The 240-nt window shown below is 38.3% G+C and carries 1 protein-coding gene; it reads right to left on the reverse strand.

Annotation, left to right across the window (positions count from 1 at the left end; translation table 11 throughout):
• On the reverse strand, positions 1-216 hold a 216-nt coding region (locus tag AAEY88_RS15285; protein ID WP_350563757.1), incomplete at its 3' end, for a pseudouridine synthase.
• Positions 217-240 lie beyond the last annotated feature (24 nt).

A 240-nucleotide genomic window follows, 5' to 3' on the forward strand; every position in this document is an offset into this window, starting at 1 on the left:
GGTTACCAGATACTGTTTGTCGACTTTATGCTGCGGCGACATTAATGCTTCGGACCATTTAGCGTTGTTGGTTAATAATAATAACCCGGTAGAATGTAAATCTAATCTACCGGCAATATGTAACATATCAGTGTTGACGCCAGTTATTAATCCTAATGCCGTAGCGTGTTTATCATCAATGGTTGCACTTACTACCCCATCAGGTTTATTAAGCATATAGTACTGTTTTTGATATTGACG

The organism is Psychrobacter sp. CAL346-MNA-CIBAN-0220 (assembly GCF_040309805.1).
Taxonomy (GTDB): domain Bacteria; phylum Pseudomonadota; class Gammaproteobacteria; order Pseudomonadales; family Moraxellaceae; genus Psychrobacter.